27 protein-coding genes are annotated in these 26289 nt (G+C 71.4%); 12 read left to right on the forward strand and 15 right to left on the reverse strand.

The window, feature by feature from the left end; all coding sequences use genetic code 11:
* Positions 1–46 precede the first annotated feature (46 nt).
* The 3 genes from ABZ937_RS02065 to ABZ937_RS02075 form a co-directional block, all read right to left on the reverse strand.
* On the reverse strand, positions 47–619 hold the full coding sequence (locus ABZ937_RS02065) for an FMN reductase (RefSeq protein ID WP_361684733.1): 573 nt from the start codon (positions 617–619) through the stop codon (positions 47–49).
* A gap of 8 nt (positions 620–627) precedes the next feature.
* Complete coding sequence (locus tag ABZ937_RS02070; protein ID WP_361684641.1) at positions 628–1746, reverse strand: LLM class flavin-dependent oxidoreductase; 1119 nt, start codon at positions 1744–1746, stop codon at positions 628–630.
* A gap of 89 nt (positions 1747–1835) precedes the next feature.
* Positions 1836–2726: an NADP-dependent oxidoreductase gene (locus tag ABZ937_RS02075; protein ID WP_361684643.1), complete on the reverse strand. Its 891-nt coding sequence runs from the start codon at positions 2724–2726 to the stop codon at positions 1836–1838.
* 133 nt (positions 2727–2859) lie between these two features.
* Here ABZ937_RS02075 and ABZ937_RS02080 point away from each other — a divergent pair, with 133 nt between their 5' ends.
* On the forward strand, positions 2860–3264 hold the full coding sequence (locus ABZ937_RS02080; RefSeq protein ID WP_361684645.1) for a helix-turn-helix domain-containing protein: 405 nt from the start codon (positions 2860–2862) through the stop codon (positions 3262–3264).
* An 18-nt stretch (positions 3265–3282) separates the two neighbouring features.
* Here ABZ937_RS02080 and ABZ937_RS02085 read toward each other — a convergent pair whose 3' ends face one another.
* Entirely contained in the window at positions 3283–3741 is a 459-nt protein-coding gene (locus ABZ937_RS02085) for a hypothetical protein (RefSeq protein ID WP_361684735.1), read from the reverse strand.
* 121 nt (positions 3742–3862) lie between these two features.
* On the opposite strand from ABZ937_RS02085, the gene ABZ937_RS02090 reads away from it, so the two are divergent.
* Genes ABZ937_RS02090 through ABZ937_RS02100 form a run of 3 tightly spaced genes read left to right on the forward strand, consistent with a single transcriptional unit; the run spans position 3863 to position 5211 of the window.
* Positions 3863–4201, forward strand: a complete 339-nt coding sequence (locus ABZ937_RS02090; RefSeq protein WP_361684647.1) for a YnfA family protein — start codon at positions 3863–3865, stop codon at positions 4199–4201.
* Positions 4202–4252: 51 nt separating this feature from the next.
* Positions 4253–5029, forward strand: a complete 777-nt coding sequence (locus ABZ937_RS02095) for an SDR family NAD(P)-dependent oxidoreductase (protein ID WP_361684649.1) — start codon at positions 4253–4255, stop codon at positions 5027–5029.
* Complete coding sequence (locus ABZ937_RS02100; RefSeq protein WP_361684651.1) at positions 5029–5211, forward strand: hypothetical protein; 183 nt, start codon at positions 5029–5031, stop codon at positions 5209–5211. Before ABZ937_RS02095 ends, ABZ937_RS02100 begins: the two co-directional genes overlap by 1 nt.
* Positions 5212–5226: 15 nt before the next feature.
* Here the strand turns inward: ABZ937_RS02100 and ABZ937_RS02105 are convergent, their stop codons facing one another.
* Positions 5227–6078 carry an NAD(P)H-binding protein gene (locus tag ABZ937_RS02105; protein WP_361684653.1) on the reverse strand — a complete coding sequence of 284 codons (852 nt, stop codon included), beginning with the start codon at positions 6076–6078 and terminating at the stop codon, positions 5227–5229.
* A gap of 82 nt (positions 6079–6160) precedes the next feature.
* Here ABZ937_RS02105 and ABZ937_RS02110 point away from each other — a divergent pair, with 82 nt between their 5' ends.
* Positions 6161–6757 (forward strand): TetR/AcrR family transcriptional regulator, encoded by a 597-nt coding sequence (locus ABZ937_RS02110; protein WP_361684655.1) that lies wholly within the window; start codon positions 6161–6163, stop codon positions 6755–6757.
* 69 nt (positions 6758–6826) lie between these two features.
* On the opposite strand, the gene ABZ937_RS02115 is transcribed toward ABZ937_RS02110, so the two are convergent.
* Positions 6827–8020, reverse strand: coding sequence for an RtcB family protein (locus ABZ937_RS02115; protein ID WP_361684657.1), 1194 nt, complete (start codon positions 8018–8020; stop codon positions 6827–6829).
* Positions 8021–8234: 214 nt separating this feature from the next.
* Between ABZ937_RS02115 and ABZ937_RS02120 the strand changes: the two genes are divergently transcribed.
* The 3 genes from ABZ937_RS02120 to ABZ937_RS02130 all read left to right on the forward strand — a co-directional run bounded on the left by ABZ937_RS02120 (position 8235) and on the right by ABZ937_RS02130 (position 11495).
* Positions 8235–9119 carry a DUF3558 domain-containing protein gene (locus tag ABZ937_RS02120; protein WP_361684659.1) on the forward strand — a complete coding sequence of 295 codons (885 nt, stop codon included), beginning with the start codon at positions 8235–8237 and terminating at the stop codon, positions 9117–9119.
* A 127-nt stretch (positions 9120–9246) separates the two neighbouring features.
* A complete protein-coding gene (locus tag ABZ937_RS02125) occupies positions 9247–10152 on the forward strand; it encodes a DUF3558 family protein (protein WP_361684661.1) in 906 nt (301 codons plus the stop codon).
* Between the two features lie 119 nt (positions 10153–10271).
* The gene (locus ABZ937_RS02130) at positions 10272–11495 is read left to right on the forward strand and encodes a DUF2637 domain-containing protein (protein ID WP_361684663.1); all 1224 of its coding nucleotides are present in this window, start codon (positions 10272–10274) and stop codon (positions 11493–11495) included.
* A gap of 63 nt (positions 11496–11558) precedes the next feature.
* Here ABZ937_RS02130 and lysS read toward each other — a convergent pair whose 3' ends face one another.
* Positions 11559–13298 carry a lysine--tRNA ligase gene (gene lysS, locus ABZ937_RS02135; protein ID WP_361684665.1) on the reverse strand — a complete coding sequence of 580 codons (1740 nt, stop codon included), beginning with the start codon at positions 13296–13298 and terminating at the stop codon, positions 11559–11561.
* A gap of 128 nt (positions 13299–13426) precedes the next feature.
* Here lysS and argS point away from each other — a divergent pair, with 128 nt between their 5' ends.
* A complete protein-coding gene (gene argS / locus ABZ937_RS02140) occupies positions 13427–15196 on the forward strand; it encodes an arginine--tRNA ligase (RefSeq protein ID WP_361684667.1) in 1770 nt (589 codons plus the stop codon).
* A gap of 31 nt (positions 15197–15227) precedes the next feature.
* On the opposite strand, the gene ABZ937_RS02145 is transcribed toward argS, so the two are convergent.
* Positions 15228–16199, reverse strand: coding sequence for a YafY family protein (locus ABZ937_RS02145; RefSeq protein ID WP_361684669.1), 972 nt, complete (start codon positions 16197–16199; stop codon positions 15228–15230).
* A gap of 73 nt (positions 16200–16272) precedes the next feature.
* Between ABZ937_RS02145 and ABZ937_RS02150 the strand changes: the two genes are divergently transcribed.
* Together ABZ937_RS02150 and ABZ937_RS02155 are read left to right on the forward strand one after the other, a co-directional pair.
* Positions 16273–16662: a VOC family protein gene (locus ABZ937_RS02150; protein ID WP_361684671.1), complete on the forward strand. Its 390-nt coding sequence runs from the start codon at positions 16273–16275 to the stop codon at positions 16660–16662.
* A 57-nt stretch (positions 16663–16719) separates the two neighbouring features.
* Positions 16720–17544, forward strand: a complete 825-nt coding sequence (locus ABZ937_RS02155) for a DUF4253 domain-containing protein (protein WP_361684673.1) — start codon at positions 16720–16722, stop codon at positions 17542–17544.
* Positions 17545–17560: 16 nt separating this feature from the next.
* Here the strand turns inward: ABZ937_RS02155 and hemB are convergent, their stop codons facing one another.
* The 7 genes from hemB to ABZ937_RS02190 form a co-directional block, all read right to left on the reverse strand.
* The gene (gene hemB / locus ABZ937_RS02160) at positions 17561–18553 is read right to left on the reverse strand and encodes a porphobilinogen synthase (RefSeq protein WP_361684675.1); all 993 of its coding nucleotides are present in this window, start codon (positions 18551–18553) and stop codon (positions 17561–17563) included.
* Between the two features lie 115 nt (positions 18554–18668).
* Positions 18669–19127, reverse strand: a complete 459-nt coding sequence (locus ABZ937_RS02165; protein ID WP_361684677.1) for a hypothetical protein — start codon at positions 19125–19127, stop codon at positions 18669–18671.
* Between the two features lie 156 nt (positions 19128–19283).
* Positions 19284–20987: a bifunctional uroporphyrinogen-III C-methyltransferase/uroporphyrinogen-III synthase gene (locus tag ABZ937_RS02170; RefSeq protein WP_361684679.1), complete on the reverse strand. Its 1704-nt coding sequence runs from the start codon at positions 20985–20987 to the stop codon at positions 19284–19286.
* Complete coding sequence (gene hemC / locus ABZ937_RS02175; protein ID WP_361684681.1) at positions 20984–21943, reverse strand: hydroxymethylbilane synthase; 960 nt, start codon at positions 21941–21943, stop codon at positions 20984–20986. The genes ABZ937_RS02170 and hemC overlap by 4 nt, the downstream gene beginning before the upstream one ends.
* Positions 21940–23631 (reverse strand): glutamyl-tRNA reductase, encoded by a 1692-nt coding sequence (locus tag ABZ937_RS02180; protein WP_361684683.1) that lies wholly within the window; start codon positions 23629–23631, stop codon positions 21940–21942. Before ABZ937_RS02180 ends, hemC begins: the two co-directional genes overlap by 4 nt.
* The gene (locus ABZ937_RS02185; protein ID WP_361684685.1) at positions 23628–24404 is read right to left on the reverse strand and encodes a redox-sensing transcriptional repressor Rex; all 777 of its coding nucleotides are present in this window, start codon (positions 24402–24404) and stop codon (positions 23628–23630) included. The genes ABZ937_RS02180 and ABZ937_RS02185 overlap by 4 nt, the downstream gene beginning before the upstream one ends.
* A 280-nt stretch (positions 24405–24684) precedes the next feature.
* Entirely contained in the window at positions 24685–24966 is a 282-nt protein-coding gene (locus ABZ937_RS02190) for a glutaredoxin family protein (RefSeq protein ID WP_361684687.1), read from the reverse strand.
* Positions 24967–25083: 117 nt separating this feature from the next.
* Between ABZ937_RS02190 and ABZ937_RS02195 the strand changes: the two genes are divergently transcribed.
* A complete protein-coding gene (locus ABZ937_RS02195; protein ID WP_361684689.1) occupies positions 25084–26004 on the forward strand; it encodes an HAD-IB family hydrolase in 921 nt (306 codons plus the stop codon).
* The last annotated feature ends 285 nt before the right edge of the window (positions 26005–26289 follow it).

Genomic DNA, 26289 nt, shown 5'->3' on the forward strand with positions numbered 1-26289 from the left:
CCCGGCCGCCCGCCGCCCCCCCGGGGTCGGGTGGGCGGTGCCGGGATCAGCGCCGGAGCGCGGCGAGCTGCTCGGCGAACGGCACCACCGCTTCCTCCGTGCGGCGCGGAGCCAGTGGCATCAGCGAGGCCAGCTCCCCCGCCGCCCGCTCGATCCGCTCGGGCAGTCCCTCCGCACCCCAGTCCTCCGACGCGGCGTACACGCCCGTCGGTACGACCACGGCCCGCAGGTGGGCGAAGAGCGGTCGCAGCGCGTGCTCCAGCACCAGCGAGTGCCGGCCCGTGCCGCCGGTCGCCGCGATCAGCACCGGCTTGCCGGCCAGCGCGTCCTTGTCGAGCAGGTCGAAGAACGACTTGAACAGCCCGCTGTACGACGCGCTGAACACCGGTGTGACGACGATCAGTCCGTCGGCCCCCGCCACCGCGTCCTGCGCGGCGGCCAGGGCCTTCCCGGGGAACCCGTTGGTGAAGCCGTGCGCGATCTCGACGGCGAGGTCGCGCAGCTCGACCACCTGGATGTCCGCCGGCGTCCGCCGGTCCACCGCGGCGGCCAGCCGGTCGGCCAGCAGCCGGGTGGAGGACGGAACGCTCAGCCCCGCCGACACGACGACGAGCCTCATGCGGTCGTTCATACGGTGGCCTCCTCCTTCTCCTTGGCGTCCTTCGCGTCCTGCGCGTCCTTCGCGGCGAGCAGCGACCGGTGGGTGGGCGCCTCGGGCACGTCCGCGGGGCGCCCCTTCGCGAACTCCTCGCGCAGCACCGGCACGACCTCCTCGCCGAGCAGGTCGAGCTGTTCCAGCACGGTCTTCAGCGGCAGCCCCGCGTGGTCCATCAGGAACAGCTGGCGCTGGTAGTCACCGGCGTACTCGCGGAACGACAGCGTCTTCTCGATCACCTGCTGCGGGGAGCCCACGGTCAGCGGGGTCTGCTCGGTGAAGTCCTCCAGCGAGGGCCCGTGGCCGTACACCGGGGCGTTGTCGAAGTACGGGCGGAACTCCCGCACCGCGTCCTGCGAGTTCTTCCGCATGAACACCTGGCCGCCCAGGCCGACGATCGCCTGCTCCGGGGTGCCGTGCCCGTAGTGGGCGTACCGCTTCCGGTAGAACTCGACCATCCGCTTGGTGTGGTCGGCCGGCCAGAAGATGTTGTTGTGGAAGAAGCCGTCGCCGTAGTACGCGGCCTGCTCGGCGATCTCCGGGGAGCGGATGGAGCCGTGCCAGACGAACGGCGGCACGTCGTCCATCGGCCGCGGGGTGGACGTGAAGCCCTGGAGCGGCGTGCGGAACTTGCCCTCCCAGTCGACGACGTCCTCGCGCCACAGCCGGCGCAGCAGGGCGTAGTTCTCGATGGCGAGGTTGATGCCCTCACGGATGTCCTGGCCGAACCACGGGTACACCGGTCCGGTGTTGCCGCGGCCCATCATCAGGTCGACCCTCCCGTCGGCCAGGTGCTGGAGCATCGCGTAGTCCTCCGCGATCTTCACCGGGTCGTTGGTGGTGATGAGGGTCGTGGACGTGGAGAGGATCAGGTTCTCCGTCCGCGCGGCTATGTGGCCGAGCATCGTGGTCGGGGACGACGGGACGAACGGCGGGTTGTGGTGCTCGCCGGTCGCGAAGACGTCCAGGCCGACCTCCTCGGCCTTCAGCGCGATGGCGACCATGGCCTTGATCCGCTCGCGCTCGGTCGGCGTACGCCCCGTGGTGGGGTCCGGCGTGACGTCGCCGACCGTGAAGATCCCGAACTGCATGGTCGCTCACCCTCCAGGTTGTTGACCGTTCAACTATACCCCTCCAACGGCCATCCACCCCCGGGTATTCCGGCCCGGCGCACCGCCCCCTACGGCACCAGCACCAGCCGCCCGCGCACCCCACCCCCGGCCAGCAGCGCGTGCGCCTCGGCCGCCTTCTCCAACGGGAAGGTCCCGGCCACCCGCAAGGTCAGCACCCCCGCGTCCACCAGCCCGACCAGCTCCGCCAGCCGCGCCCCGTCCGCGGCCACCTCCACGGCCCCCGTCCGCACCCCGCGCACCGGACCCGGCTGCGCCCCGGGGTGCACCCCGACATACGCGCCCCCGTCCCGCACCCACTCCAGCGCCGGCTCACCGAGCACCGCCGCGTCCAGCACCGCGTCCACGCTCCCCGGCAGGGCCCCCTCGGCCGTGAAGTGCGCGGCGCCCAGTGACCGCACCAGCTCCTCGTCACCGGCCCGGCCGTGCCCGGTCACCTCGATCCCCCGATGCGCGGCCAGCTGCACGGCGAACCCGCCGACCGCCCCCGCCGCCCCGGTCACCAGCAGGGACGCGCCCGGCGCGAGGTCCAGCTGGTCCAGCGCCTGCACCGCGGTCAGCCCGTTCAGCGGCAGCGTGCCCGCGTGCACGGCGTCCACCGAGGCCGGCACCCTCGCCACCGCGTCCGCGTCCACGACCGCGTAGTCGGCGTGCGCCCCCAGCGGCACGCCCATCGCCGGCAGCAGCGCCACCACCGGGTCGCCCACCTGCCAGGCGGCGGCCACGCCGACCGCGTCCACCGTTCCGACCACGTCCCAGCCGAGCCCGAGCACCTTGCCGGCCCCGCCGAAGTAACCGGCCCGCACCCCGGCGTCCACGGGGTTCAGCGCGCTCGCGGCCACCTTGATCCGCACCTGCCCCGCCCGCGGCTCCGGCACCGGCACCTCCGCGATCTCCACCGCGTCGGGCCCGCCGAACGCCTTCACCACAACAGCACGCATGACAACTCCCCTGAACAACACGGCATTTGATGGCTTTTGCGGCACTTTCCCGGCCGCACCACCAACCGTAGGAGAGGTACTATCCATTGGTAAGTAGTTACCTGAGAGTGCGTAGCCTTCCCGAAGGAGAGTCATGGCGACCATGACCGCCGCCCAGCGCCGCGAACAGGCCCGCGCCGACTACGACGCCTTCCTCCGCAGCTGCCCCACCAACCAGCTCCTCGGACGGCTCAGCGACAAATGGGTCAGCCTCGTCGTCGCCGCCCTCGCCCCCGGCCCCCTGCGCTACAGCGACCTCGGCCGCAAGATCGCCGGCGTCAGCCCCAAGATGCTCACCCAGACCCTGCGCGCCCTGGAGCGGGACGGCATCATCAGCCGCACGGTCACCCCGTCCGTCCCGGTCCGCGTCGACTACGCGCTCACCCCGCTCGGCGCCAGCCTCTCCGCCCTGCTCACCGCCGTGAAGAACTGGGCCGAGACCCACTTCGACGAGGTCCGCACGGCCCGCGAACGCTACGACGCGGAGAACCCCGTCTAGCGGGTTTCGTCCGGCCGCTCAGAAGGCGTACGAGTCCCCGGTGGCCAGCACGAGCACCTGCATCTTGTCGTTCGTCCGGTCCTTGTCCACCACACCCGCGCTCCACGCGGTGTCGATCTCCAGCGTCACCTCCGCCGGCCGCTCCCGCAGCCGTACCGGCACCCGCACCTGCTCCCCCACCGCGTCCACACCCAGCGTCCCGACCCCGCACAGCACCGTCCGCTCGTCCTCCCGCGCGCACCGGGCCGGCAGCTCCTGCGCGTCGGCCAGCTCCGCCGACCAGCGCAGCCGCACCGAGGCGTCGGCGACGGCCGCGGGCCCGTTGTTGCGCGGAGTCAGCCGCACCTCCACCCGATCCCCGTCCATCACCACCGTCCCGTGGAACGACAGGTCCGCCTCCGGCGCCGGAGCGGCCACCGCGGTCCCCGGCACCAGCACCGCACCGGCACACACCCCGGACAACACCCACGCCCGCATCCGCACGCCCCTCACCACTTTTCGCTCGGTATCCCTGCTGCCTGTGGGATGTATGCCACGCGAGCCGCCCGCCAGGCGCCCTCCAACAGGTGACACGACCCCCGCGTGCGAAGCTGCCCCCATGCCGATCCTCCGCTCCGCCGCCCTGTTCGTCGTCGCCGCGCTGTTCGAGATCGGCGGCGCCTGGCTGATCTGGCAGGGCGTACGGGAGCACCGGGGCTGGCTGTGGATCACCGGAGGCGTCCTCGCCCTCGGCGCGTACGGCTTCGTCGCCACCTTCCAGCCGGACGCCCACTTCGGCCGCATCCTCGCCGCCTACGGCGGGATCTTCGTGGCCGGCTCGATCCTGTGGGGCGTCGTCGCCGACGGCTACCGCCCCGACCGCTGGGACCTCACCGGGGCACTGATCTGCCTCGCCGGCATGGCCGTCATCATGTGGGCGCCACGAAACAGCGGCTGACGCTCACATACGCTGGACGGAACCGTCCTCGACGCAGCCCCAGGAGCAGCCATGGCCACCGCCGCCCCGTCCGCCGCCTCCCGCATTGCCGTCGTCACCGGCGCGAGCAGCGGCATCGGCGCCGCCACGGCCCGGCACCTCGCCACGGCCGGCTACCGCGTCGTCCTCACCGCCCGCCGCAAGGACCGCATCGAGGCCCTCGCCGAGGAACTGACCAAGGCCGGGCACTCGGCGGTGGCCTACCAGCTCGACGTGACCGACCGCGCGGCCGTCGACGAGTTCGCCACCGCCTTCCAGACGATCGGCGTCCTGGTCAACAACGCGGGCGGCGCCCTCGGCGCGGACCCGGTGGCCACCGGCGACCCGGCCGACTGGCGCACGATGTACGAGACCAACGTCATCGGCACCCTGAACCTGACCCAGGCCCTGCTCCCGAAGCTGGTCGCGAGCGGCGACGGCGTCGTCGTGGTCGTCTCCTCCACCGCGGGCCACGGCACCTACGAGGGCGGCGCGGGCTACGTCGCCGCCAAGCACGGCGCCCACGTCCTCGCCGAGACCCTCCGCCTGGAGATCGTCGGCCAGCCGGTCCGCGTCATCGAGATCGCCCCCGGCATGGTCAAGACCGACGAGTTCGCGCTGACCCGCTTCGGCGGGGACACGGAGAAGGCGGAGAAGGTGTACGCGGGCGTCGCCGAGCCCCTCACCGCGGACGACGTGGCCGAGACGATCACCTGGGCGGTGACCCGCCCCAGCCACGTCAACGTCGACCTCCTGGTCCTGCGCCCGCGCGCCCAGGCGTCCAACACCAAGGTGCACCGGGAACTGTGATGACCGCCGATTCCCCGGAGCCCCAAGAGTCCCTCGTCGAGCCCCAGGAGTCCCTGGAGAAGCGCCGCCTGGCCCAGGAGACGAAGAACGAACGCCAGGTCTGGTACTTCCTGGCCTATTTCCTCTTCGGCATCCACTTCATCGCGTTCATCATGATCTACGCGGTCCGGCACGCGAAGTAGCGCGCCGGACCCGCCCTAGACGAACGCCGGCAGGTTGCGCCCGACCCACTCCGCGAAGGGCGCGGCCGGCCGGCCCAGCACCGCCGCCACGTCAGGGCTCACCCGCCGCTCGGCCGCAAGCGGAGCCCCGAGGACGTCCAGGGTGCCGGTGACGACCTGCTCCGGCATGAACCGCGCCATCCCGGCGTGCGCCTCCGCACGGGACAGCTCCACGAAGGCCACGTCCTCGCCCAGGGCCGCGGACAGCACGGCGGCCTGCCCACGGGGACTGACCGGCTCCGGGCCGGTCAGCTCGTACACCCGCCCGGCATGCCCGTCCTCCCGCAGCGCGGCGGCGGCCACCGCGGCGATGTCCGCCGGGTCGACCACGGGCAGCGCGACATCGCCGAAGGGTGCGAAGACGGTCCGCTTCGCGCGGACCGACTCGGCCCAGGCGAAGGCGTTGGACGCGAACCCGGCGGGCCGCAGGACGGTGGACTCCCGCCCCGACCCACGCACCGCCGCCTCGAACGCCCGCAGCCGGGCATGCGAGGGCGCCTCCGGCCGGGTGGCGCTGACCTGCGACGACACCAGCACGATCCGCTCGACGCCGGCGTCCGCGATCATGTCCATCAGCACATCGGGACTCTCTCCCGCGAAGTTCAGCTCGCCACCGAGCACGAGAAACACCGCGCGAGAACCTTCGAGGGCGGACCGCATGCTCACGGCGTCCCCCACTCCGCCCCGCACCCACCGCACCCCGTCCCGCCCGGCATCCGCCGCCAGCCCCGGCCGCCGCGACACGGCCACGACCTCCTCACCGGCCCCGGCCAGCAACTCGACCAGCGTCCGCCCGACATTGCCGGTAGCCCCGGTCACGGTAATCATTACGCCCCCTGCTACTGAGTGAGTCAACTAACTAACAAGGAAGCTAGCACGCCCGAACCACCCCCTGTCTATAGTCAGTCAGGTGACAAACTCAGTGAATCGGCGAGCACGGGCGTCACAGAAGCGCCAACGACTCACGGCAGCAGCGGCCCGGGTCCTGCACGAGCAGGGCGTCGAACGGACCACCCTCGCCGACATCGCCCGCGAGGCCGACGTCCCGGTCGGGAACGTCTACTACTACTTCAAGACCAAGGACGAACTGGTCCAGGCCGCACTGGCGGAGCACAGCGCACACCTGGACGAACTCACCGGCCGACTGGACGAGCTGACGGACCCCCGCGACCGCCTGAAGGGACTCGTCTCGGCCTGGGTGGACCAACGCGAGACCGCCGCCCGCCACGGCTGCCCCACCGGCACCCTCGCCGTGGAACTCGACAAGCGCACGGACGGCACCCTCGACGCGGAGGCCGGCGCGGTGATCCGCCGCCTGCTGGACTGGACGGCCACCCAGTTCCGCACCCTGGGCCTGCCCACCCCCGACGACCACGCCCTCACCCTGGTCTCCGCCTACCAGGGCATGTCGCTCCTCACCAACGCCCTGCGCGACCCCACCGTCATGACCCGCGAGGGCGAACGCCTCCTGCGCTGGCTGGACTCGCTGAAACCGGCGGAGGGGTAACCCATCGCGCCCTTTCCGCGCGACTACGCCAAGGGGCGCGACGAGTGTTCGCCGCGCCCCTCACCGTGCCTAACCCTTGACGCAGACGACCTGCTTCAGCTTCGCCACGACCTCCACCAGGTCCCGCTGCTGGTCGATGACCTGGTCGATCGACTTGTAGGCGCCCGGGATCTCGTCCACGACGCCGGAGTCCTTACGGCACTCCACGCCCCTGGTCTGGTCTTCCAGGTCCTTCGTCGAGAAGCGCCGCTTGGCCGCGTTGCGGCTCATCCGCCGGCCCGCGCCGTGCGAGGCGGAGTTGAAGGACTTCTCGTTGCCGAGGCCCTTCACGATGTACGAACCCGTGCCCATCGAGCCCGGGATGATCCCGTACTCGCCGGAGCCGGCCCGGATCGCGCCCTTCCGGGTCACCAGCAGGTCCATTCCCTCGTACCGCTCGCGGCTCACGTAGTTGTGGTGGCAGCTCACCTCGGGCTCGAACGTCACCTTGGCCTTCTTGAACTCCTTGCGGACCACGTCCTTGAGGAGCGCCATCATGAGCGACCGGTTGTACTTCGCGTACTCCTGCGCCCAGTAGAGGTCGTTCTCGTAGGCCGCCATCTGCGGGGTGTCCGAGACGAAGACGGCGAGGTCACGGTCGACCAGGCCCTGGTTGTGCGGGAGCTTCTGAGCCACGCCGATGTGGTGCTCGGCGAGTTCCTTGCCGATGTTCCGGGAACCGGAGTGGAGCATCAGCCACACGGAACCGTCCGTATCCGTGCATACCTCGACAAAATGGTTGCCGGATCCGAGCGTTCCCATCTGCTTCCAGGCACGTTCCTGACGGAATTTGACCGCCTCCGCAACCCCGTCGAACCGCCCCCAGAACTCGTCCCACCCGGCCGTAGCCAGCCCATGGAAGTCCCCCGGCTCCACGGGATTCTCATGCATCCCCCGCCCCACCGGAATCGCCTGCTCGATCTTCGAGCGGAGTCGGGACAGGTCGCCGGGGAGATCGTTCGCCGTCAGGGACGTCTTCACCGCCGACATCCCGCAGCCGATGTCCACACCCACCGCCGCCGGGCACACCGCACCCCGCATGGCGATGACCGACCCGACCGTCGCGCCCTTGCCGTAGTGCACGTCCGGCATCACGGCCAGGCCCTTGATCCACGGCAGGGTCGCCACGTTCTGGAGCTGGCGCAGGGCCACGTCCTCGACCGTCGCCGGGTCCGTCCACATCCGGATCGGGACCCGGGCGCCCGGCATCTCTACGTACGACATATGTTCCTCATTCCCCCGGACATCACAACAAAAGGATTAATCACATCAAAACGCAAAAGCGGCGCCAAGGTCGATGAAAGGGACAAGGGACCGGCGTCCACGGCAGTGCGTGCGATACACATTGTCTCCAGGGGGCGCCCCGCTGCGGCAAGCGATTAACCAGCGGGGACACTGGACCGGCAACACCGAGTGATCCGTAGAGAGGAGCCCGACCGTGCAGCGGAAGGCGTACGTAACCGGCACCGCCGCCCTGCTCGCGGCGCTGCTGGCCGGCTGCACGAGCGGCTCGGGGGACGACGGCGCGACGGACAACGCCAACCCGGGCGACGCCGGCACGGCCACGGTCGCCGCCCAGCCCGGCAAGTACCGCACGCTCCCGGAACCGTGCGGCGCGGTCGGTCACGACACCCTGGACGCACTGCTGCCCGGGATCCAGCAGATCTCCGACCCCATCCAGCGGGACAAGGCCTACCAGGGCGAGGCCACGCTCACCTACGACACGGACCGCAAGGTCGGCTGCCACTGGAAGGTCGAGTCGGCCGACGCCACGGACCGCCTCTCCGTCGACTTCGAGCGCGTGGTGTCGTACGACAACGCGGTCAGCGACGACGACCAGGCGCAGAAGCTGTTCCAGGAGAAGGAGACGGCGGCCGACCTGCCGGCGCCGAGCGGTTCCTCGGCACCGCCCTCGTCGCCGACGCCCAGCGCGTCGGCGACGGGTTCCCCGAGCGGTGCCGCTTCGCCGTCCGGCAAGGAGCCTTCGTCGAAGTCGTCGGCGTCCTCGGCGTCCTCGGCGTCCCCGGCTTCCGCGGAGTCGTCGGGGGCGCCGGGGGCGTCCTCCGGTGTCCCGCCCGCCGACCTCCAGCCCCGTGCGCTCTCCGATCTCGGTGACGAGGCGTATCTGGACGACCAGCTCAGCACGTCCGGTTCGACGGCCGAACAGCGGACGGTGACTGTGGTGTTCCGCACGTCCAATGTCGTCGTCACCCTTCAGTACGAGGAGCAGCCGACGGCCACGGGAACGGTCCCCGACAGCAAGGAAATGCAGGACAGCGCCCGTAATCTGGCCTCTCAACTGGACGACGCGCTGGGCGGCTGAGCGTCTCAGTGGCCTCACCGGCCCCTCCTGTCAAAGCGCGCGAACGGAAACCGCGCAGCTCCTTCACCGCGTACCGTGGCCCCCGCAGGAACCCGCACGAACACCGAGCGTCACGAGTGAAGGAACCATGCAGCGAGCAGCCCAGCGAGACGACCGTGCCCGGCATCACCAGCGAGCGAAGCGCCTGCGCCGCGTTCTTGTCTGCGCGGCAGCCGTTCCCGCGGTCCTGATCACCGCCGCGTGCTCCTCGGACTCCGGCGACTCCAAGCCCAAGTCCGATGGCGGGAGCAGCACGCAGTCGGCCGGCAGCAGCACGCAGCCGTCGGCGAGCGCGTCCCCGACCGTGAAGGCCGCCGCGTATCAGAAGCTTCCCGACGCGTGCGGTGCGCTGGCGAAGGGGACTCTGGCCGATCTGGTGCCGAAGGGTGTGAAGTCGAGCAAGAAGGGCAGCTCGGACGATCCGTCGTCGCGTGCGTCCTGCTCCTGGAACAGCCTGGACAACAACGGCGTCAAGGGGTCCCAGTTCCGCTGGCTGAACGTCTCTCTGCTGCGCTTCGACTCGGATGCCGCGCGGGGTTCGGGTGACGAGCAGGCGCACACGTACTACGGCCGGCAGGTCCAGGACGCCCAGGCGGTGGACGGTGCGAAGAACCCCAAGGTCGTGCCGCTGTCGGGGACGGGTGCGGAGGCGTCGGCGGTGCGCTACGACCTGAAGAAGAAGGAAGGCCTCTTCAAGCAGCAGACGGTCGTGGCCCGCGTCGAGAACGTGGTGGTCACCGTGGATTACAACGGTGCGGGTCTCGCGGGTGAGAAGACGCCTGACGCCGACGATCTGACGAAGGCGGCGGAGAAGGCGCTCAAGGAGGTCGTGGCGGCGGTGTCGGCCGCGAACGGGGAGGGCGGGAAGGCGTCTTCGCCGTCGTCGGCTCCGGCGAGCCCGTCCGGGTCGGCGTCCAAGTCCGCGTCGAAGTCGCCGTCCAAGTCGGCCTCCTCCGGCGCATCTCCGTCCAAGTCGGCCGCCAAGAAGAGCTGACCGGGGGTCGTAGCGGCTGACCGGCGCCACGTGCGCCGCACACGTGTGCCACTCTGTTGCGCGCAACAACACGCAAGGGGAGGGGAGTACGAGTGGCCGCGCCACTGCAGCTGACTCGGATGCACCGCGTACTCATCGGCGTGGTCGTGGCCGGCGCCTTGATCATCGCCGGTATCGGCTTCGCCGGTTCGTACGCGGCTGTCCGGGAGCTGGCCATCAAGAAGGGCTTCGGGAACTTCTCGTATGTGTTCCCGGTGGGTATCGACGCAGGTATCTGTGTCCTCCTGTCCCTGGATCTGCTGCTGACCTGGATCCGTATCCCCTTCCCGCTGTTGCGTCAGACGGCGTGGCTGCTGACGGCGGCGACGATCGCCTTCAACGGTGCCGCCGCTTGGCCGGATCCGCTGGGCGTGGGTATGCACGCGGTGATTCCGGTTCTGTTCGTCGTGGCGGTGGAGGCGGCCCGGCATGCGATCGGCCGTATCGCGGACATCACGGCCGACAAGCACATGGAGGGGGTGCGTCTCACCCGCTGGCTGCTGTCGCCGGTGCCGACGTTCCTGTTGTGGCGGCGTATGAAGCTGTGGGAGCTGCGTTCCTACGACCAGGTGATCAAGCTGGAGCAGGAACGTCTCGTCTATCAGGCGCGCCTTCGCTCCCGGTTCGGCCGGGCCTGGCGTCGTAAGGCCCCGGTGGAGTCGTTGATGCCGCTGCGGCTGGCGCGGTACGGCGTGCCGCTGGCGGAGACGGCTCCGGCGGGGCTGGCGGCGGCGGGTATCGAGCCGGCCCTGCTGCCTCCGGTCGCGCAGCCGGGGGCGGTCGCCGCGGTGGCGGGCGGTCGCGCGGCGGGTGCGGTGCCCGTTCCGAGGCAGGTGGCGCCGTCCGCGGGTGAGCAGCGCTCCGCGCCTGAGGTGGACGAGGAGAGTCCGTGGTTCCAGGCTCAGCGCGAGATCGAGTACCACGGCGGCTACGACCCCTCGTACGAGCCGCCTCCGGAGCCGCAGTACGAGCCGGAGGAGCAGTACGAGGAGTGGTACGAGGAGCAGCCTCCTGAGCAGTTCCAGCAGCCCTCCGCGGAGGACACCGGCAGTTTCCCGATTCCGGTGGCCGGGAACCGCACCCGGGAGCTGGGTGAGGGCGGCGGCCCCCCGGAGCCGGCCGAGGACGACTACTACCAGGTGTTCCGCCAGTCGATCGACGGCAGCTATCCCACGGCCGCGCAGTTCCGTGAGGACGTGGAGGCGACGTTCGGCATGACCTTGCCGAAGGGTGAGGCCGACCGCATGGTGGCCCGCTTCGCCAACCGCCACGCGGCGGAGCTGGAGGACGAGCACATCGCCTGACGGCAACGGAAGAGGGGCCCTCGAAACCGAGGGCCCCTCTTCCGTTGCCGTTTTCCGTCGCCGTTACTCGCCGAGCAGGCGCCGCACCCGCTCCTGTCCCACGGCCAGGAGCAGCGTGGGCAGGCGGGGGCCGGTGTCCCGGCCGACGAGCAGGTGGTAGAGCAGGGCGAAGAAGGACCGCTGGGCCGTCTTGATCTCCGGCGGCAGTTCCTTGGGCGTCGCGTCGGCGGAGAAGCCGGCCTGTACCTTCGGCACGCCGTAGACGAGGTGGGTCAGTCCGTCGAGCGACCAGTGCTCGGCGAGTCCGTCGAGCAGCAGTCGCACGGACTGCTGGGACGCCTCGTCGAGGGACTTCAGCAGGTCCGTGTCGGGTTCGTCGCGCACGATGGTCCGCTGGTCGGCGGGCACCTGCGTGTTGATCCAGGCCTCGGCCTTGTCGTACCGCGGCCGTGCCTCGTCGAGGGAGGCCAGCGGCTGCTCCGGGTCCAGTTCGGAGAGGATCCGCAGGGCCTGGTCCTCGTGTCCGGCGGTGATGTCGGCGACGGAGGCGAGGGTGCGGTAGGGCAGCGGGCGGGGGGTCTTCACCAGTTCGGCGCCGGCCGTGCCGACGGCCCGCGTGTAGGCGGCGACATCGGCGGGGAGGGCGGAGCCGTCGGCGACCTTTCCGGCGAGCTTGTCCCACTCGTCGTAGAGCCGCTGGATCTCCTGGTCGAAGGCGATCTTGAAGGACTGGTTGGGCCGGCGGCGGGCGTACAGCCAGCGCAGGATCTGCGGTTCCATGATCTTCAGCGCGTCGGCCGGGGTGGGGACGCCGCCCCGCGAGGACGACATCTTGGCCATGCCGGAGATGCCGACGAACGCGTACATCGGGCCGATGGGCTGCTGTCCGCCGAAGATGCCGACGATCTGGCCGCCGACCTGGAAGGACGACCCGGGGGACGAGTGGTCGACGCCGCTCGGCTCGAAGACGACGCCCTCGTACGCCCAGCGCATCGGCCAGTCGACCTTCCAGACCAGCTTGCCGCGGTTGAACTCGCTGAGCCGGACGGTCTCGGTGAAGCCGCAGGCGGTGCAGGTGTACGACAGCTCGGTGGTGTCGTCGTCATAGGAGGTGACGGTGGTCAGGTCCTTCTCGCAGGTGCCGCAGTACGGCTTGTACGGGAAGTACCCGGCGGAGCCGGACGAGCCGTCGTCCTCGCTCGCCGCGCCCGAGCCCTCCTCGGCCTCCAGCTCGGCCTCGTCGACGGCCTTCTGCTGGGGCTTCTTCGGGGCCTTCTTCGTGCGGTACTGGGCGAGGATCGCGTCGATGTCGCCGCGGTGCTTCATGGCGTGCAGGATCTGCTCGCGGTAGACACCGGAGGTGTACTGGGCCGTCTGGCTGATTCCGTCGAACTCGACGCCCAGGTCGGCCAGGGACTGGATCATCGCGGCCTTGAAGTGCTCGGCCCAGTTCGGGTACGTCGAGCCCTTCGGTGCCGGGACCGAGGTCAGGGGCTTGCCGATGTGCTCGGCCCACGACTCGTCGACGCCCGCGATGCCGGCCGGGACCTTGCGGTACCGGTCGTAGTCGTCCCAGGAGATCAGGTGCCGGACCTGGTGGCCGCGGCGGCGGATCTCGTCGGCGACGAGGTGCGGGGTCATGACCTCGCGGAGGTTGCCGAGGTGGATCGGGCCGGACGGGGAGAGGCCGGACGCGACGACGACCGGTTTGCCCGGGGCACGGCGCTCCGACTCCTCGATGACCTCATCCGCGAAACGGGAGACCCAGTCGGTGGTCTCGGTGCTCTGAGCCACGATCGGCACGTCCTTCTTTCTGAACGGGGTGACACTCCATTCTCACAGACCGTCCGGCGACCGGGAAAACCCCTTTACCCCCCGTGGGATACTGGCTGGGTCTATCCATCCCCACGAGGAGAACGGCACCCATTCCTATGGCCTCGGTCACGTCCCTCAGCGATTCCGTCCAGCAGCACCTCGCGTCCGCCCTCTCGGCCACCCTGCCCGAGGCCGCCGGCGCGGACCCGCTGCTGCGACGTAGCGACCGGGCCGACTTCCAGGCCAACGGGATCCTGGCCCTGGCCAAGAAGGCGAAGGCGAACCCGCGGGAGCTGGCGACCCAGGTCGTCGCCCAGGTGGTGACGGGTGACGTGATCGAGGACGTCGAGGTGTCCGGCCCCGGCTTCCTCAACATCACGATCGCGGACCGGGCGATCACCGAGAACCTGGCCGCGCGGTACGCGGACGAGTCGGGCCGCCTCGGCGTGCCCACCGCCGCGCACCCGGGTACGACGGTGATCGACTACGCCCAGCCGAACGTGGCGAAGGAGATGCACGTCGGCCACCTGCGGTCGGCGGTGATCGGCGACGCGGTCGTCCAGCTCCTGGAGTTCACCGGCGAGAACGTGGTCCGGCGTCACCACATCGGCGACTGGGGCACCCAGTTCGGCATGCTCATCCAGTACCTGGACGAGCACCCGCACGAGCTGGACCACAAGGCCGGCGCGGTGAGCGGCGAGGAGGCGATGTCCAACCTCAACCGCCTCTACAAGGCCGCGCGCAAGCACTTCGACTCCGACGAGGAGTTCAAGACGCGGGCCCGGCGCCGGGTGGTCGACCTGCAGGCCGGCGAGCCGAAGACGCTGGCCATGTGGCAGAAGTTCGTGGACGAGTCGAAGATCTACTTCTACTCCGTCTTCGAGAAGCTGGACATGGAGATCCGGGACCCGGACATCGTCGGCGAGTCGGGCTACAACGACATGCTGGCCGAGACCTGCCGCCTGCTGGAGGAGTCGGGTGTCGCGGTGCGCTCCGAGGGCGCGCTGTGCGTGTTCTTCGAGGACATCAAGGGCCCGGACGGCAACCCGGTCCCGCTGATCGTGCAGAAGTCGGACGGCGGCTACGGCTATGCGGCGACCGACCTCTCGGCGATCCGTGACCGTGTGTTCAGCCTGAAGGCGAACTCGCTGCTGTACGTGGTGGACGCCCGCCAGGCCCTGCACTTCCGGATGGTCTTCGAGACGGCGCGCAGGGCGGGCTGGCTGAACGAGGACGTGAAGGCGCACCAGCTGGCCTTCGGCACGGTCCTCGGCAAGGACGGCAAGCCGTTCAAGACGCGTGAGGGTGAGACGGTCCGGCTGGAGGACCTGCTGGACGAGGCCGTCGAGCGGGCCACGGCGGTGGTCCGGGAGAAGGCCGAGAAGGTGGGCCTGACGGAGCAGGAGATCACCGAGAACGGCCGCTACGTCGGTGTCGGCGCGGTGAAGTACGCGGACCTGTCCACCTCCGCCGTCCGGGACTACAAGTTCGACCTGGACCAGATGGTGTCGCTCAACGGCGACACGAGCGTGTACCTGCAGTACGCGTACGCCCGGATCCAGTCCATCCTCCGCAAGGCGGGCGAGGCGCGTCCGGCGGCCCACCCGGAGCTGGAGCTGGCTCCGGCGGAGCGGGCGCTGGGCCTGCACCTGGACCAGTTCGGGGAGACGGTCCTGGAGGTGGCGGCGTCCTACGAGCCGCACAAGCTGGCCGCGTACCTCTACCAGCTGGCGACGCACCTGACGACCTTCTACGACCAGTGCCCGGTCCTGAAGGCCGGGACGCCGGAGCAGATGGAGAACCGTCTGTTCCTGGTGGACCTCACGGCGCGCACCCTGCACCAGGGCATGGCCCTGCTGGGCATCCGGACGCCCGAGAAGCTCTGACCGGGAGTACTGCCGGTCCGGCGGCCCGCCCTCATTCCGGGGGCGGGCCGTCGTCGTCCGTGTGGGCGGCGAGGAGGTCCCGGGTGCGGCGGACCAGGGCTTGGCGTACGGAGTCCGGGCCGAGGACGCGCAGCGGGGTCCCGAGGCCCAGCAGATAGCGGGCGAGGCCGTCCGCGTCGGGCCCGCCGATGTCCACGACGGTGGCGTCCGGACCGTCGGCCCGGTGGGTGCCGACGGTGGCGGGTACGGCCCGCAGCGCGTCCGCCATGGCCAGCGGCAGCCGGATCGTGACGGACAGCGGATAGGGCCCGTTGGCGGTGTTGCGGGAGACGAGCTCCGCCGGATCCGGGGGTTCGGTGATCTCCACCGGGTGTCCGGTGGGCTGGAGCCGCTCGACCCGGTCGGCGCGGAACGTGCGCCAGCCGCGGGCCACGTCCCGGGCGACGAAGTACCAGCGCCGTCCGGTGTGGACGAGCCGGTACGGATCGACGTCCCGGACCGTGTGCCGCTCCTGTCCGTCGCGGTACGACAGCCGGGCCCGCTCACCGCGCCGGCAGGCGGCGGCCAGCTCCAGCAGCATGCCGGGCCGGATCTGCGGCTCCTCGGGCCAGGGAAGCCGTACCAGGGCGTCGTCCCACTCCCCCAGCCGCTCGGCGATCCGGGGCGGCAGCACCTGGCGCAGCTTGAGCAGCGCGGACAGCGCGGCCTGGTCCCCGCCGAGGGCTCCGCCGAGCGCGGCCCCGCGCAGCCCGACGGCCACGGCGAGCGCCTCCTCGTCGTCCAGGATCAGCGGCGGTACGCGCGAGCCGGCCCGGAGCCGGTAGCCGCCCCAGGGGCCGGCGTCGGAGTCGACGGTGTAGCCGAGGTCCCGCAGCTTGGCTATGTCCCGGCGCACCGTGCGGTCGGTGACGGTCATGCGGTCGGCCAGCTCGGCGCAGGTCCAGGAGGGCCGGGCGGCGAGCAGCGAGAGCAGACGCAGCAGACGGGCGGAGGCGCTGAGCACGCGTCGAAGTTTTGCACACCGGGCGCCATGACCAGGACAGGATCTGTCCGGGTCAGGTTCTAGCGTCGTCCTCATGAGCACCGAGACCGCTTCCGCGCCCGCGTTCCGCTACGTCGCCGTCACCTTCGACTGCGCCGATCCCGTCGAACTGTCCCGTTTCTACGGCGAGATGTTCGGCCTGTCCGTCGCCTACGCCACCGACGACTTCGTCCTGCTGGGCGGCGAGGGCGGCGCGGCCGGCCTGGGCTTCAACCGCCTGCCCGACTACCGCCGTCCCACCTGGCCGGACCCGGCCCAGGAGAAGCAGGCCCACATCGAGGTGGGTGTGGACGACCTGGACACCGCCGAGGCCCGTCTGCTGGGGCTCGGCGCGACCAAGCCCGAGGCGCAGCCGCAGCCGGACCGCTGGCGGGTGCTGCTGGACCCGGCGGGCCACCCGTTCTGCATCACGCACCTGGTCTGAGCACGGGCGTGCCGGCCCCCGGCGCGATTGTCAGTGGCTGCCCCTACAGTCACCGGCATGGCGACTCTTCCCAACCCGCTGCCCAGGCTGGCCACCGACCCCAGTGGGCGTTCCCTGGGGCTTCAACTGCCGCCCGGCAGGCTGGTAGACGAGACGGACGACGGTCCCTGGCACGAACCGCTGCTGTGGCACGCGGCGAAGCCCTCCGCGCCGGGCACCTGGAAGGCACTGGGCGCGCCGGCGGGCCGTGCGGGGCTGTTGCCGGTGCTGGTGGATCTGGCCGGCTGCCGGGTCGGCATGGAGGACTGGGTGCTGCTGCCCGGTGAGGCGTCGTACCCGGGGGACCACGATGTCGAGGAGGTGCTCGCGGAGTACTGGGCGGAGGAGACGGACGGTCATGTCACCGACGAGATGGAGCCGTTCGGCGTCGCGTGGCCGGGGCTCGCGGCGGCCGGTGTGCTGTCCGCCGACCCGGACACCCGTGCCGCGCAGGTCGCCGACGCGCTGAACAGCGACCGCGACACCTGGGCCGAGTGGGTCGAGGAGCCGCACCTGGCGCTGGTCCCGGCGCGCCGGTCCGCCGACATACCGGCGGCGATCGGCTGGACGGGCCCGTCGGAGTACGAGGGTGATGTGGCCCGGGTCTGCGCGGTGCTGCGGTCCTGGGAGGACCGGTTCGGCATCCGGGTCGTGGGCCTCGGCCCGGATGCCCTGGTGGTGTCCGTGGCGGCGCCGCCCGGCTCGGTCGCCGACGCCGAGCTCCTGGCCGCCGAGCACTACGCCCTGTGCCCGAACGCCGTCGTGCAGAGCGGGCCGGGGAGCGTGCGGGCGTACGCCAAGGAGCTGGCCGGCGCCACGAGTTGGTCCTTCTGGTGGGACTGACCCACCGGATGACCGACTAGCGCAGCTTCTGGGCCGCCTCGGTGGCCCAGTAGGTGAGGATGTTCCGCGCCCCGGCCCGCTTGATGCCGGTCAGGGTCTCGAAGATGGCCCGGTCCCGGTCCACCCAGCCCTTCTCCGCGGCGGCCTCGACCATCGAGTACTCGCCGGAGATCTGGTAGGCGGCGACGGGCACGTCCACCGTGTCCGCGACCCGGGCCAGGATGTCGAGGTAGGGACCGGCCGGCTTGACCATCACCATGTCGGCGCCCTCGGCCAGGTCCAGCTCCAGCTCCCGCAGGGACTCGCGCCAGTTGGCCGGGTCCTGCTGGTAGGTCTTGCGGTCGCCCTGCAGCGAGGAGGCGACGGCCTCGCGGAAGGGGCCGTAGAAGGCCGAGGAGTACTTGGCGGTGTAGGCGAGGATCGCGACGTCCTCGCGCCCGATCTGGTCGAGGGCGTCGCGGATGACGCCGATCTGGCCGTCCATCATCCCGCTGGGGCCGACGACATGGGCCCCGGCGTCGGCCTGCACCTGGGCCATCTCCGCGTACCGCTCCAGGGTGGCGTCGTTGTCGACCCGCCCCTGCGCGTCGAGGACCCCGCAGTGCCCGTGGTCGACGGTCTCGTCCAGGCACAGGTCGGACATGACGAGCAGGTCGTCGCCGACCTCGGCCCGCACGTCGCGGAGGGCGACCTGGAGGATTCCGTCCGGGTCGGTCCCCGGGGTCCCGAGGGCGTCCTTCTTGCTCTCCTCGGGCACGCCGAACAGCATGATCCCGGAGATCCCGGCCTCCACGGCCTCCAGCGCGGCCTTCTTCAGGCTGTCCCGGGTGTGCTGCACGACTCCGGGCATCGCCGCGATCGGCACGGGCTCGCTGACGCCCTCCCGGACGAACGCCGGAAGGATGAAGTCGGCGGGGTGCAGCCGCGTCTCGGCGACCATCCGCCGCATGACGGGCGAGGTCCGCAGCCGCCGGGGTCGCGTACCGGGGAAGGATCCGTACTTCGTCATGCCCCCTACGCTACGCCCGCAGCGGGTACGCCTTTGCCGACGCGACGTCGGCGCCCGGCCGGGGCGGCGGCGCCGTCGTGAGGGGCCACGCCCAGCCACCAGACGCTGTCGAAGATCAGGACGACGATGCCCGCCGGGACGAGCAGGCCGGCCAGGTGGACCAGCAGACCCGGCAGGCCGCTCTCGCGCCGGGCGCGGGCGCGGACGACCTCGGGACACCACTCGGTGGGTCGTGCAGGACGAGGCCGCCGAAGCCGCCCGCGACCGCCGCCACCAGGAAGGCGAGTCCCCACACGCCGGTGATGACGTGGTTGGTGCGCAGGAAGGCGGGCGTGTCCCAGTGGGCCCGGTCGACCTGTTCACGGGCGTACGGGAGCGTGAACGGCCTGCCGACGGCCATCGAGCCGAGGACGATCAGGGCGATGCTGCGGGCCAGGGCCAGAGCGACCGCGATCTCGAACCGGCCCGGCCCGGCCAGCAGGGAGAAGACGATCCCCGGGGCCATCCCGGCGACGGGCCTCCGCAGAGCCCGGCGCGGGCCGAAGACCACGGGGGTCCGTGCCGCAGTGCCCACCTCTCCAGGGTGGCCACGCCGACGCGCCCGCGGCCACTCGTACCGAGCAGGACGGCACGGCCGGCCTCCGCGCCGCCCGCGCGACCGCCGCACGGCAGCGCCCCGCCGTCCGCTGTGCGGGACGACGGGGCGTACGGCGTCTGCCGGGGGCCGTGGCTAGGTGGTGGAGCGCCGGCGGCGTGCGCCGGGCCGTCGCTCGCTCGGCCGTGTCACCGGGTCCCCGGCCTCCAGGGCCGCGGCCCGGCGCTTCATGCCGAAGTCGGCCAGTGCCTCCGCCAGCTTGTGCACGGACGGCTCCGGGGCCATGACGTCGACGCGCAGCCCGTGCTCCTCGGCCGTCTTCGCCGTCGCCGGGCCGATGCAGGCGATCACGGTCACGTTGTGCGGCTTGCCCGCGATGCCCACCAGGTTCCGCACCGTGGACGACGACGTGAACAGCACCGCGTCGAACCCGCCGCCCTTGATCGCCTCCCGGGTCTCGGCCGGCGGGGGCGAGGCGCGGACCGTCCGGTAGGCCGTGACGTCGTCCACCTCCCAGCCCAGTTCGATCAGACCGGCGACGAGGGTCTCCGTGGCGATGTCGGCGCGCGGGAGGAAGACGCGGTCGATCGGGTCGAAGACCGGGTCGTAGGGGGGCCAGTCCTCCAGGAGACCGGCGGCCGACTGCTCGCCGCTCGGCACCAGGTCCGGCTTGACGCCGAACGCGACCAGCGCCTTGGCGGTCTGCTCGCCCACCGCGGCCACCTTGATGCCCGCGAAGGCACGGGCGTCCAGGCCGTACTCCTCGAACTTCTCCCGGACGGCCTTGACCGCGTTGACCGACGTGAAGGCGATCCACTCGTACCGGCCGGTGACGAGGCCCTTGACCGCTCGTTCCATCTGCTGCGGGGTGCGCGGGGGCTCCACCGCGATCGTCGGGACCTCGTGCGGCACCGCGCCGTAGGACCGCAGCTGGTCGGAGAGCGACGCCGCCTGCTCCTTCGTCCGCGGCACGAGCACCTTCCAGCCGAACAGCGGCTTGGACTCGAACCACGACAGCTGGTCGCGGCGGGCGGCGGCGGAACGCTCGCCGACCACGGCTATCACCGGCCGGCCGCCGTCCGCCGACGGCAGCACCTTCGCCTGCTTCAGGGTCTGCGCGATCGTGCCGAGCGTCGCCGTCCAGGTGCGCTGGCGGGTCGTCGTACCGGCGATCGTCACGGTCAGCGGGGTGTCCGGCTTGCGGCCCGCCGAGACCAGTTCGCCGGCCGCGGCGGCCACGGAGTCCAGGGTCGTCGACACCACCACCGTGCCGTCCGACGCGCCCACCTCCGTCCAGCAGCGGTCGGAGGCGGTACGGGCGTCCACGAACCGGACGTCCGCGCCCTCGGCGTCCCGCAGCGGCACACCGGCGTACGCGGGCACGCCGACCGCCGCCGCGACACCGGGGACGACCTCGAAGGGCACCCCGGCGGCGGCGCAGGCGAGCATTTCCTCGGCCGCGTACGTATCAAGTCCCGGGTCCCCGGACACCGCACGGACGACCCGCCTGCCGCCCCGCGCGGACGCCATGACAAGATGAGCGGCATCCCGGGCAGCAGCCGGGGCAGCGGCGGGTGTTGACGTGCCGTCAACGACCGTCAGCTGGGGCGTGCCCGGCGGCGACACCGCGGTGGAGTCCGTCTCCATCGGCACGACGGAGACGCCCTGCCGGGCGTGCGTCCGGATCACGTCGAGCACCTCGTGCTCGGCGATCAGGACGTCCGCGTTCGACAGCGCCTCCACGGCGCGCAGAGTCAGCAGTCCCGGATCCCCGGGTCCGGCACCGAGGAAGGTGACGTGCCCGTGTTCCGGACCGGCGGGAAGGGTGGTGGGGCTCAATGTGCTCGCTCCCCCATCAGACCGGCCGCGCCCCGGGCGAGCATCTCGGTGGCGAGTTCGCGACCGAGTGCCATCGCCTGGTCGTGCGTCTGGGGCACGGGACCGGTGGTGGACAGCTGCACCATGCGGGAGCCGTCGGTCGTGCCGACGACGCCGCGCAGGCGCATTTCCTTGACAATCTGCCCGTCGGCCAGAAGGTCGGCCAGCGCACCCACAGGTGCGCTGCAACCGGCCTCCAGGGCGGCGAGCAGTGACCGCTCGGCGGTGACGGCGGCCCGCGTGAACGGGTCGTCCAGTTCGCCGATTGCCGCGATGAGGTCCGCGTTGTCCGCGGCGCACTCGATCGCCAGGGCCCCCTGGCCGGGGGCGGGCAGAACCGTGTCGACCGACAGGAAGTCGGTCACCTCGTCGATCCGGCCGATCCGGTTGAGTCCGGCGGCGGCCAGCACGACCGCGTCCAGCTCGCCGTCGCGGACGTATCCGATCCGCGTGTCGACGTTGCCCCGGATCGGGACGGTCTCGATGTCCAGGCCGTGGGTGCGGGCGTACGCGTTCAGCTGCGCCATGCGGCGCGGCGAACCGGTGCCGATGCGGGCGCCCCGCGGCAGGTCGGTGAACTTCAGCGCGTCCCGGGCGACGATCACGTCCCGGGGGTCCTCGCGCTCCGGTACGGCGGCCAGGACCAGCTCTTCGGGCTGCTCGGTCGGGAGGTCCTTGAGCGAATGAACCGCGAAGTCGACCTCGCCCCCCATCAGCGCGTCGCGCAGCGCCGTCACGAAGACGCCGGTGCCGCCGATCTGCGCCAGGTGCTCGCGGGAGGTGTCGCCGTACGTGGTGATCTCGACCAGCTCGACGGGCCGCCCGGTCACCTGGCGGACGGCCGCTGCCACCTGCCCGGACTGGGCCATGGCGAGCTTGCTCCGCCTGGTCCCCAGCCGCAGTGCCTTCTCACTCATGCTGGCCCTCGGTTCTCGTTCTCCGTGCTGTCCTCGGCCCGGGAGACGGCGGCCACCGTCTCGGGGTCGAGGTCGAACAGGGTGCGCAGCGCGTCCGCGTACCCGGCGCCGCCGGGCTCGGCCGCGAGCTGCTTGACCCGTACGGTCGGCGCGTGCAGCAGCTTGTCGACGACCCGGTGCACGGCCTGCCGGATCTCGCCGCGCTGGCGCTCGTCCAGGTCGGGCAGGCGGCCGTCGAGCCGCGCGATCTCGCCGGCGACGACGTCGGCGGCCATGGTGCGCAGCGCGACCACGGTCGGCGTGATGTGCGCCGCGCGCTGTGCCGCGCCGAAGGCCGCGACCTCGTCGGAGACGATACGCCGGACCTGGTCCACGTCGGCCGCCATCGGGGCGTCGGCGGAGGCCTCGGCGAGGGACTCGATGTCGACCAGGCGGACCCCGGCGAGCCGGTGCACGGCCGCGTCGATGTCGCGGGGCATGGCGAGGTCGAGGAGGAAGACGAAGGGCGCGGGGCGCTCGGCGACCGGCTCCGGCTTGCGCCGCTCGGGGATCCGGCCGACGGTCGCGGCGGTCGCGGCGAGCGCGGTGATCAGCTCGGCGTCCGCCTCGGGCGTACGGCGCTCGCGGCGGTCGACCGTGCCTCCGGCCACCCAGGCCGCGTGCTGCTCCAGGGTGGCGGCGTCCATGCCGGCCACGGCGGCCTCTCCCATGAGGGAGAAGCCGGGCTGGACGGCGGCCAGGTCCAGCGGGCAGTTCTCGTCGGAGGCGGCGCCGGCGGACGGCTGCGCGGTCTTGGCCTGCGCGGTCGTCCGCGCGGCGCTGGTGATCTCGGCGGCGGGAGCGCCGGTGCGGCCCTCGATCGCCTGCGCGACCGCCTCCGCCGTGAGCACCAGACCCGTCGCCCCGGTACAGGAGACGACGACGTCGGCACGTGTCAGCTCGCCCGGCACGGCGTCCATCGGTACCGCGCGGGCCGTCACCGCCGCGTCGTCGGCCTCCATGAGGATCTGCGCGAGCCGCTCGGCGCGCTCGAAGGTGCGGTTGGCGACGACGATCTCGGCGACCCCGGCGCGCGCGAGCGTCGCCGCGGCCAGCGACGACATCGAACCGGCGCCGATGACCAGCGCCTTCCGCCCCGCGGCCCAGTCCCGCACGTCCCCGCCCGCCGCCAGCTGCTCCAGGCCGAAGGTGACCAGGGACTGGCCGGCGCGGTCGATGCCGGTCTCGGAGTGGGCGCGCTTGCCGACCCGCAGGGACTGCTGGAACAGGTCGTTCAGCAGCTTGCCGGCGGTGTGCAGCTCCTGGGCGCGGGCCAGGGAGTCCTTGATCTGGCCGAGGATCTGCCCCTCGCCGACGACCATCGAGTCGAGCCCGCAGGCCACCGAGAACAGGTGGTGGACGGCCCGGTCCTCGTAGTGCACGTACAGGTACGGCGTCAGTTCGTCCAGGCCGACCCCGCTGTGCCGGGCGAGCAGCGTGGACAGCTCGGCGACACCGGCGTGGAACTTGTCCACGTCGGCGTACAGCTCGATGCGGTTGCAGGTGGCGAGCACCGCGGCCTCGGTGGCGGGCTCGGCGGCGACCGTGTCCTGCAGCAGCTTGATCTGGGCGTCCGTGCTCAGCGCGGCCCGCTCCAGGACGCTGACCGGGGCGCTGCGGTGGCTGAGGCCCACGACGAGGAGGCTCATGCCGGCATCACGGCGGGGACGTCCCCGTCGGGCCCCTGGTCGGCGGAGTCGTCGGCGGCCACGCCGCGGGGAGCGGCGGCGGGCAGCGCGCCCTCGCCCGCGGTGGTCTCCTCGCCGGCCTTGCGCTGCTCGTGGAAGGCGAGGATCTGCAGCTCGATGGAGAGGTCGACCTTGCGCACGTCGACGCCGTCCGGGACGGACAGCACGGTCGGCGCGAAGTTCAGGATGGAGGTCACGCCGGCGGCCACGAGCCGGTCGCAGACCTGCTGGGCGGCGCCGGCCGGGGTGGCGATCACGCCGATGGAGACGCCGTTGTCCTTGATGATCTTCTCAAGGTCGTCGGTGTGCTGGACGGGGATGCCCGCGACGGGCTTGCCGGCCATCGCCGGGTCGGCGTCGATGAGCGCGGCGACCCGGAAGCCACGGGAGGCGAAGCCGCCGTAGTTGGCCAGGGCGGCGCCGAGGTTACCGATACCGACGATCACAACCGGCCAGTCCTGGGTCAGGCCGAGTTCGCGGGAGATCTGGTAGACGAGATACTCCACGTCGTAGCCGACACCGCGCGTTCCGTAGGAGCCCAGGTACGAGAAGTCCTTGCGCAGCTTGGCGGAGTTGACCCCCGCCGCCGCGGCCAGCTCCTCGGAGGAGACCGTGGGGACCGAGCGCTCGGACAGCGCGGTCAGGGCTCGGAGGTACAGCGGAAGCCGGGCGACGGTGGCCTCGGGAATCCCTCGGCTACGGGTCGCCGGTCGGTGTGTTCGGCCAGTTGCCACGGTGCTCCTGCGGGTAGAGCGGGGCTGCAGGCGGTCATACGTCCCCAGACCGCCCCGTCGACAGCAGGCTATGTCTTTGTGAACGCGTGCACAAAGATGGTGTCCGATTTGCCCACCAGAAGTGACCGGGGTCACGCACGTTTCGCACCCTCGGCGGGAACCGGCGCATACGCACCGGTGCTCCTTCGTTACTGGGGGCAAAACCGCACACACTCCTCACGAATCCCGCCCCCGAGACCAAACCGCCGTCGATCCTAAGCGACTTTCCGGCCGGTTTGGACTAGTCGGTCAGTGCGCGGCGCAGTCGCTCCTCGTTCACGCGCCAGAAGGTGTGCTGTTCACCGTCGACGAGTACGACCGGGATCTGCTCCCAGTAGCGGTCGTGCAGTTCCCGGTCCTCGGTGATGTCCTTCGGCTCCCACGGCACGCCGAGGTCGCCGCACACCTTCTCGACGACCAGCTGGGCGTCGTCGCACAGATGACAGCCGGGCTTGCGGATGAGAGTGACCAGCCGGGCGCGCGGCTCGGCCCTGCGTCGGAAGAGCGGACTCATACCGGCCATTCTCGCGCGTTCCGTGCCCCTTCCGGATCGACTCTTTAACGGCTCGGCCGCACAGAGTTCACACCGCGCCAACCTCGTGACTCCGGAACCACCGAACAGACTGGCTATGCTCACGTCATGGCCGCTCTCGGATGGCTCACTCCCCGTAGGCGCTCCGCCACGGCGCGGAGCGTGTTGGCAGGCGAGGCCTCGGCGGAGGCCGCCCGCAAGTCCTCGCAGGAGGCCCCGCGCGCCACGCCCGAGGAACCGGAGTTCCCGGTGATCGGCGACGACAGGGCCGCCGCGTTCTTCGATCTCGACAACACGGTGATGCAGGGCGCCGCGCTGTTCCACTTCGGCCGCGGGCTGTACAAGCGGAAGTTCTTCGAGACCCGCGACCTCGCCAAGTTCGCATGGCAGCAGGCGTGGTTCCGGCTGGCCGGCGTCGAGGACCCGGAGCACATGCAGGACGCCCGCGACTCGGCCCTGTCGATCGTCAAGGGCCACCGGGTCGCCGAGCTGGAGTCGATCGGCGAGGAGATCTACGACGAGTACATGGCCGACCGCATCTGGCCCGGCACCCGCGCCCTCGCCCAGGCCCACCTGGACGCGGGCCAGAAGGTCTGGCTGGTCACCGCGGCCCCCGTCGAGATCGCCCAGGTCATCGCCCGCCGCCTGGGCCTGACCGGCGCCCTCGGCACGGTGGCCGAGTCGGTCGACGGCGTCTACACGGGCAAGCTGGTGGGCGAGCCCCTGCACGGCCCGGCGAAGGCCGAGGCGGTCCGCGCCCTGGCCGTGGCCGAGGGCCTCGACCTCTCCCGCTGCGCGGCCTACAGCGACAGCCACAACGACATCCCGATGCTGTCCCTGGTCGGCCACCCCTACGCCATCAACCCGGACGCCAAGCTCCGCAGGCACGCCCGCGAGAAGGACTGGCGCCTGCGGGACTACCGCACGGGCCGCAAGGCGGCGAAGGTCGGCATCCCGGCGGCGGCGGGCGTCGGCGCGGTCGCCGGCGGCACGGCCGCCGCCATCGCGCTGAGCCGCCGGCGCCGGTAGCGGCTCCCGCGCCGCCTCCGTGCGCCCTTTGAACGGGCGCATGTACATCACCAAGTTCAACACGCCCCGCACTTCACCGAAACACGCCCTTTTCCGGTCAACAACCGATCATCTTGCGGAACTTGACCCGGCATCAAACGGTTACAGATGCGACGCAATCGATGATTTGAGCAACTCGGTGTAGCAGTGCCTGCACGAAGCGTTATTCTCCTCAGACGCAAACCGGTACCCCTCCGTCGCTACGACGGGTGAAAGGTCCCGCACTGCACGTGATGGAAGCTCTGC

Source organism: Streptomyces sp. NPDC046727 (genome assembly GCF_040645635.1).
Lineage (GTDB): Bacteria > Actinomycetota > Actinomycetes > Streptomycetales > Streptomycetaceae > Streptomyces.